General features: G+C 65.6%; 4 protein-coding genes. 2 read left to right on the forward strand and 2 right to left on the reverse strand.

Features of this window, described 5'->3' with window-relative positions:
- Positions 1 to 69 precede the first annotated feature (69 nt).
- Positions 70 to 1,323 carry an efflux RND transporter periplasmic adaptor subunit gene (locus ACS5Q0_RS22255; RefSeq protein WP_473128840.1) on the forward strand — a complete coding sequence of 418 codons (1,254 nt, stop codon included), beginning with the start codon at positions 70 to 72 and terminating at the stop codon, positions 1,321 to 1,323.
- 94 nt (positions 1,324 to 1,417) lie between these two features.
- Complete coding sequence (locus ACS5Q0_RS22260) at positions 1,418 to 4,567, forward strand: efflux RND transporter permease subunit (RefSeq protein WP_473128841.1); 3,150 nt, start codon at positions 1,418 to 1,420, stop codon at positions 4,565 to 4,567.
- Between the two features lie 100 nt (positions 4,568 to 4,667).
- Here the strand turns inward: ACS5Q0_RS22260 and ACS5Q0_RS22265 are convergent, their stop codons facing one another.
- Entirely contained in the window at positions 4,668 to 5,414 is a 747-nt protein-coding gene (locus tag ACS5Q0_RS22265; protein WP_473128842.1) for an outer membrane protein, read from the reverse strand.
- A 467-nt stretch (positions 5,415 to 5,881) separates the two neighbouring features.
- Positions 5,882 to 7,237, reverse strand: coding sequence for a phosphoglucosamine mutase (glmM, locus tag ACS5Q0_RS22270; RefSeq protein ID WP_473128843.1), 1,356 nt, complete (start codon positions 7,235 to 7,237; stop codon positions 5,882 to 5,884).
- Between the last annotated feature and the right edge of the window lie 378 nt (positions 7,238 to 7,615).

Raw genomic sequence — 7,615 nt, forward strand, 5'->3', positions numbered from 1 at the left:
CATGATGTGCTAGGTCACTTCAAAGTCATTCTGGCTGATAAAAGACTTGCCAAAGTTCAAGGAGCGAGCATGCGTGTGTCCGGTCAACTCGCCGTCATCGCCTTGCTGGGGGCAGCAGGGTTCGGCGGGTGGTATGGGTATCAGAACGGATACCTAGGAACGCAGTCGACGGAGCAGCAGGCTGGTCCTTCCGGAGGGCGCGGCGGCAATCGTGGCGGGCCCTCGGGCCCTGCAACCGTCGAGGTGGACACCGTCAGGACGGGACGCATCGTGGAAACCCGCGAGGCGGTCGGGACCGTGCGCGCCTACGAGTCGATCACGGTGACCGCCAAGGTGGCGGGCATCATCGACCAGATCGGGTTCGAGGAAGGCCAGAAGGTCAAGGCGGGCGACGTGCTGGTGCAGCTCGACGCCGCCGAGCGCCAGGCCGATATCGACCAGGCCGTCGCCGAGGCGAACCGGGCCGTGGCCCAGCGCAACGAGGTCGCGATCAAGCTCGAGCGCGCCCAGGCTCTCAACCGCACCGGAGCGGGGACCAGCGCCCAGGTCGAGGATCTCACCGCGCAGCTCAAGTCGCTCGAAGGCGCCATCGCCTCGGCCCAGGCGCAGCGCAAGGCCGCCGAGGCCCGGCTGCAGGATCTGACGATCCGGGCGCCGTTCAACGGGCGCGTGGGCACGCGCTCCGTCTCGCTCGGGGCCTATGTCGCGCCCGGCACCCGGATCACCTCCCTCGACGATCTCTCCAAGATCCGCCTCGACTTCGCCGTGCCGGAGAACCTTCTCGGCCGTCTAGAGCCGGGACAGACGGTGACCGCCGTTTCCGCGGCCTACAAGGCCCGCACGTTCAAGGGCAAGGTGTCCACCATCGATCCCCGTGTCGATCAGGCGACGCGCACGGCGCGTCTGACCGCCGAATTCGACAACCAGGACGAGGCCCTCAAGCCCGGCATGTTCCTGGCAGTCCGGCTCGAGGTTTCGTCCAACGACGAAGCCGTCGTGGTGCCGGAAGAGGCCATCGTCAGCGAGGGCCTGCGCCACGTGGTCTATCCCGTGAAGGACAACAAGGTGGAGCGCCGCGTCATCACCCTCGGCCAGCGCCAAGGCGGCAAGGCGGAGGTGGTCGACGGGCTCGCAGCCGGCGAGACCATCGTGGTCCTCGGCCTTCAGCGCGTGCGCCCCGGAGCCGACGTGATCGCACGCCCGCTCGGTTCGGGTTCCGGCGAGCCGCAGGGAGCCCCGGCGGCCAATCGCCAGCAGCCCTCGCGCTCCTCGCTGAACGTGCCGCACGCCATCGGCACGGCGCAGGCGGCGGAAGCGCAGTAATTGCGCTGTTCAGGGCCCCGCCCTCGTCCCCTCCCCCTTGTGGGGGAGGAATGTGCCGTCGAATTATTCTGATCTCACCGAAACGACCAGAACCATGCAGGTTTCCGACCTCTTCATCCGCCGTCCCGTCTTCGCCGTCGTGGTGAGTCTGCTGCTGATCGTGGGCGGCCTGTCCGCGCTCATGAACCTGCCGATCCGCGAGTATCCGAGCGTCGACCGGCCGGTCGTGTCGATCTCCACCGTCTATCGCGGCGCTTCGAACGAAGTCATCGAGAGCCGCGTGACGGAGGTGATCGAAGGCGCCGTGGCCGGCATCGAGGGCATCAAGCAGATCCGCTCACAGAGCCGGGACGAGCGTTCCTCCGTCACGATCGAGTTCGACGTGTCGCGCGACCCCGAAGGCGCGACCTCCGACGTGCGCGACGCCGTGTTCCGCGTCGTCGGCCGCTTGCCGGACGGCGTCGACCAGCCGGTGATCCGCAAGGTGGACGATGACGCCTCGGCAATCATGTGGATCAGCGTCACCTCCTCCACCTACGATGCGCTGGAGCTCAGCGACTTCCTCAAGCGCGTCTATGTGGACCGCCTCTCGACCGTGCCGGGTGTGGCCAACGTCAACCTCGCCGGCGAGCGTCGCTATTCCATGCGCATCTGGGTCGACCGCCCCGCCCTCGCGGCGCGCGGCCTGACCGTGCAGGACCTGGAGAGCGCGATCAAGCGGCAGAACGTCGAGCTTCCGGGCGGCCGCATCGAATCCTCGCAGCGCGAATTCACGGTGAAGACGGATTCCCGCCTCTCCAACCAGCAGGATTTCGAGCATCTCATCGTCTCGAACAAGAACGGATACCTCGTGCGCCTCGGCGAGGTCGCCAAGGTCGAGGTCGGACCGGAGGACAACCGCTTCGAGTTCTACGAAGGCGGCAAGGTCGCCATGGGGCTCGGCGTGGTGCGTCAATCGACGGCCAACACCCTTGCCGTGGCGGACGGCATCCGCGCCGAGCTGAAGAACCTGGAATCCTCCCTGCCTCCGGGCACGACGGCGCAGATCTCGTATGACGAGAGCCAGTTCATCAGCGCCTCCATCAAGGGCGTTCTGCACACGCTGATGGAGGGCATCGCCCTCGTCGTCCTGGTGATCCTGGTCTTCCTGCGCGACTGGCGCTCCACCATCGTCGCCATCGTGGCGATTCCGGTATCGATCATCGCCGCCTGCATGGTGATGGCCTATTTCAATGCCTCCATCAACGTGCTGACCCTGCTCGCGGTGGTGCTCGCCATCGGCATCGTGGTGGACGACGCGATCGTGGAGATCGAAAACGTCCATCGCCGCATCGAGGAAGGTCAGCCGCCGCTGCTCGCCTCCTTCGACGGCGCGCGTGAGATCGGCTTCGCGGTGATCGCCACCACCGCCACGCTGATGGCCGTATTCGTGCCGCTCGCCTTCATGACCGGCAATACCGGCCAGCTCTTCCGCGAGTTCGGCATCACGCTCGCCGCCGCGATCTTCTTCTCCGGCGTCGTGGCGCGCACGCTCACCCCGATGATGTGCTCGAAGCTGATGGTGCCGGCCCATGGCCGCATCCAGAGGCTGACTGAGCCCTTCTTCACGGGGATGAACAACGTCTACCGCAAGATCCTGACACGGGTTCTCAAGGCTCCGCTCGTCATTCTGGCGGTCGGATTCATGGTGTGCCTCTCGGCCTATTCCCTGTTCCAGATGCTGCCGAAAACCTTCTCCCCCACTGAGGATCGCGGCGCGATCATCGTGCGCATCGAGGCGCCCGAAGGATCGAGCCTCGACTACACCCGTGAGCGCGTGAAGGAAGTGGAGAAGATCCTTCTGCCCTACCAGAAGCAGGGCGTCGTCTCCTCCATCACGAGCCAAGTGGCGCCGGGCTTCGCGCGTCCCTCGCCGGTCAATTCCGGGCTGATCATCGTGCGCCTCGTGCCCTGGGACCAGCGCACGATGAAGCAGCAGGATCTGGTGCAGGAAATCAACCGCAAGGTCGCGAACTTCCCCGGTGCGCGCGTGGCTCCGATCAGCCCCGGCTCGCTCGGTCAGCGCGGCCCGTCGAAGCCCATCCAGTTCGTGCTGGGCGGTCCGGACTACAACACTCTGCGCGAATGGCGCGACATCGTCATGCAGAAGGCGCAGGAGACGGGCCTGTTCATGAACATGGATTCCAACTACCGGGAATCCCAGCCCGATATCCGCGTGCGGATCGACCGGCAGCGCGCCGCCGATCTCGGCGTGTCGGTGGAGGATATCGGCAGCACCCTCGAGCTGATGTTCGGCGAGCGCCAGGTCTCCACCTTCGTCAACCGGGGCGAGGAATACGCCGTCATCATGCGCGGGCGCGCAGAGGATCGTGCGACTCCGAACGATCTCGCCAACACCTTCGTGCGCGCCACGAACGGCGAACTCGTTCCTCTCTCCTCCTTCGTCAGCCTGACGGAGTCGGCGGCTCCGCAGATGCTCAACCGCGTCGACCGGATGCGCTCCATCACGATCGATGCCAGCCTTCAGGGCAACACCTCGATCGGCGAAGGCCTCGCGGTCCTGGAGCAGATCGTGCGCGAGAACCTGCCGGCGGATGCGCGCATCGGCTATACCGGCCAGTCGCAGGATTTCCGCGAATCCTCGAACGCGATCTATGTCACCTTCGGCATGGCGCTGCTCGTGGTGTTCCTGGTGCTGGCGGCTCAGTTCGAGAGCTGGATCAACCCCTTCATCATCATGCTCACCGTGCCGCTCGCCGTCACCGGCGGCCTGGCGGCGCTCGTGATCACGGGGCAGTCCCTCAACATCTACAGCCAGATCGGCATGATCCTCCTCATCGGCCTGATGACCAAGAACGGCATTCTCATCGTGGAATTCGCCAACCAGCTGCGCGAGCGGGGCCTCTCGGTGTGGGATGCGGTGATCGAGGCATCCGTGCTGCGCCTTCGCCCGATCCTCATGACGTCGATCGCCATGATCGGCGGCGCGGTCCCGCTCGCCTGGTCGACGGGCGCGGGCGCGGAAGCCCGCAGCGCCATCGGCACGGTGATCGTCGGCGGCGTGACCATGTCGACCCTGATGACGGTGCTCGTGGTCCCGGCGATCTATCTCCTCATCGGCGGCTATACCAAGCCCGCGACCTACGTGAGCGAGATGCTCGACCGATTGCGCGAGCAGACGGGCCAGCGCCCCCACGGCGAGGACGTACACATCCCGCAGCCTCCGGCTCATCCGGCAGAATAGGCAGAGCATCCTCAAGCAAATAACCCCGGTGGCGGCACCGGGGTTTTTCATGCTTCCGACCGGAGATCCGGCCTCCGTGGATCATGCAGGCTCCACCGGGTCAATCGAACGCGTAACGCAAACCCAGCCGCACCTCATGCGCGCCGATGGATTCCACGTCGGCGCCCGCGCCGCTGGCATAGCCGCGCGTCTTCACGCCGCCCAGGCTCACATAGCGATAGCCGAGATCGACGGTGAGGTTCTCCGAGAGATCGTAGCCGAGGCCGGCCATGAGGGCCCACGCGAAATCCCAGTCGTCGCCGCCCGCCAGACGCTCCTGCGTGGCGTTCCCGGCAGCATCGGCCGTCGTGCGGGTGTAGCTGCCGAGCACGTTGTATGCGACGCCGATGCCGGCGCCCAGATAAGGGGTGAGGCCGCGATAGGTGCCGAGATCGGCATAGACGTTGAGCATGGCGGTCGAAGACTGGAAGCGTCCCCTGTCGGACACCGATCCCTCCACGAAGCCGTCGTCCGTCGGAAGGCCCTTGAAGCGCGCGTGGAAGCGGTGATCCACGGTCACGTCGGCGCGGAGCAGCGGACTGAAGCGGTAGCCGATGCCGATGCCTGCCACAACGCTGTCACCGAAGCCTTCACGGACCATGCTGCCCTCGACGACGCCCGATGCGAAATCGGCCCCGGGGCGCTTGTCGTGGATGTAGCCCACATCGCCGCGCAGATACCAGCTCTCGGTCGCATCAGCGAGGACGGGAACGGGAGGCAGCATCCTGCGCGGAAGATCTGCTGCGGAGGCCGTCGAGGCGGTGATGCCGATCAGGCCGGACAGAACCGTGGTCTTGATGAAACTCATGGATCGCTTCGTCACTCGACAGGCACATGCCGCAGAAGTACCCGCGGCTATGTTAGAGCGTAGCTTTCAACCGTGAAGGGATGGTTAACTTTAATTTTCAATCGTGCCGACACTCTTTTCCGAGCGGTCGCGGGCTTGCCCGGATCTCCAGCGTGGCGCTGGAACCCTCCTTCCCCACAAGCCTTGGGCTTGCCCGAGACTTGTCCTTATCTGCCCAAGCCGGGAACACCCGACTTGGGGTGGGGAGGAGGTGGAGGTGGGGGTGTGAGCGCCAAGATCTCAGATCGTGACGCTTACACCCCCACCCTGGCCCTCCCCACAAGGGGGAGGGAAGCCCACGCCCTATTCTGAATCCGCGAGCTCACCCCATCTCGCAAACATCCGAGATGGGGATGCCGAAAGGCAAAAGAAAAGGCATGGATGTGGACATCCATGCCTGACCGTTTCGAAAAATGCAGAGCCTGCCCTCAGGCCGCGACCTGCGAGGCGGCCCGGGTCACGGCATCCACCACGTCGTCCACCACCTGGGTGACGACATCCGCATTGTCGCCCTCGCCCATCACGCGGATCACCGGCTCCGTGCCGGAGGGGCGGATGACGAGGCGGCCCGCGGCTCCCAGCCGCTCGCGCCCGGCTTCGATGGCCTTGGCCACGGAGGCGTCCTGGAGCGGGGCGCCGGACTTGTAGCGCACGTTCTTCAGGATCTGCGGCAGGGGCTCGAAGCAGTGGCAGACCTCGGAGACGGTCCGGCCCATGCTCTTCACCACCGCGAGCAGCTGAAGGGCCGCGACGAGGCCGTCGCCCGTCGTGGTGTAATCCGACATGATGATGTGGCCGGATTGCTCGCCGCCGAGATTGTAGCCGTGCGCGCGCATGTGCTCGAGCACGTAGCGGTCGCCCACGGCGGTGCGCACGAGGTTGAGATCGAGGCCGTTCAGGTAGCGCTCCAGGCCCAGGTTGGACATGATCGTCGCGACGATCCCCGGCTGGGCGAGGCGTCCGTCCTCCTTCCAGGACCGGGCGACGACGGCCATGAGCTGGTCACCGTCGACCTTCTGGCCCTTCTCGTCCACGATCAGGACGCGATCCGCGTCGCCGTCGAGCGCGATTCCCACATCGGCGCGCAGCTCGCGCACCTTATGAACCAGGGCGTCGGGCGCGGTCGAGCCGACCTCGTGATTGATGTTGAAGCCGTTCGGCTCCACGCCGATGCTCACGACCTCGGCGCCGAGCTCCCACAGGGTCTCGGGCGCGACCTTGTAGGCCGCGCCGTTAGCGCAATCGACGACGACCCGCATGCCCTCCAGATCGACCTGGCGCGGCAGAGTGCGCTTGGCGAACTCGATATAGCGGGCATGAATGCTCTCGGGGCGCTTGGCGCGCCCGAGGGCGGCGGAGCCCGCGAGCCGCGCGGTCAGGTCCGAATCGATGAGTGCTTCGATCTGCGCCTCGAGATCGTCGTTGAGCTTGAAGCCGTCCGGGCCGAAGAGCTTGATCCCGTTGTCCTCATAGGGGTTGTGCGAGGCGGAGATCATGACGCCGAGGTCGCAGCGCATGGACCGCGTGAGCATGGCCACCGCCGGGGTCGGCATGGGGCCGAGGACCAGAACGTCCATGCCCACGGAGGTGAAGCCCGCGACCAGGGCATTCTCGATCATGTAGCCGGACAGGCGCGTGTCCTTGCCGATGACGACCCGGTGACGGTAATCGCCGCTCTGGCTGAACATGAGGCCCGCCGCCTGACCGACCCGCAGGGCCAGATCCGGCGTGATGATCCCATTGGCCCGCCCCCGTATGCCGTCGGTCCCGAAGTATTTCCGCATGGGCTTAGTCTCCGCATTTCGTTTCGCGGCTGTGCGCTTTGGTTTTTTCAAAGCACCCCCCTCCAATCCGGGTCAAGACTTCGCCCTGCCAAGCCTCATCACAAGTGATGAGCAATTGTTACAAGAGGCGGTCTCCTCTTGCTGGATTGAAAGTAGAACGGTCAGGTAAACAAAAAAGAACGCTCGCAAAAAGGCGAGCGTTCTGGGTAATACGCAAGAGCCTGATCCCGCTAGGCCTGCGGCTGGGGCTCCATGCCCCCGTCGTTTTCTCTGGGTCGGCCTGGTCGGGTGGAGGGCACGGCGGAGCCGCGCGCCGGGGTCACCGGATCACCGCCCGCATCGCGCACCGGCGGCTGCCCGTCGAGCAGGTTGCGGATC

Source organism: Microvirga sp. HS2, from assembly GCF_055792805.1.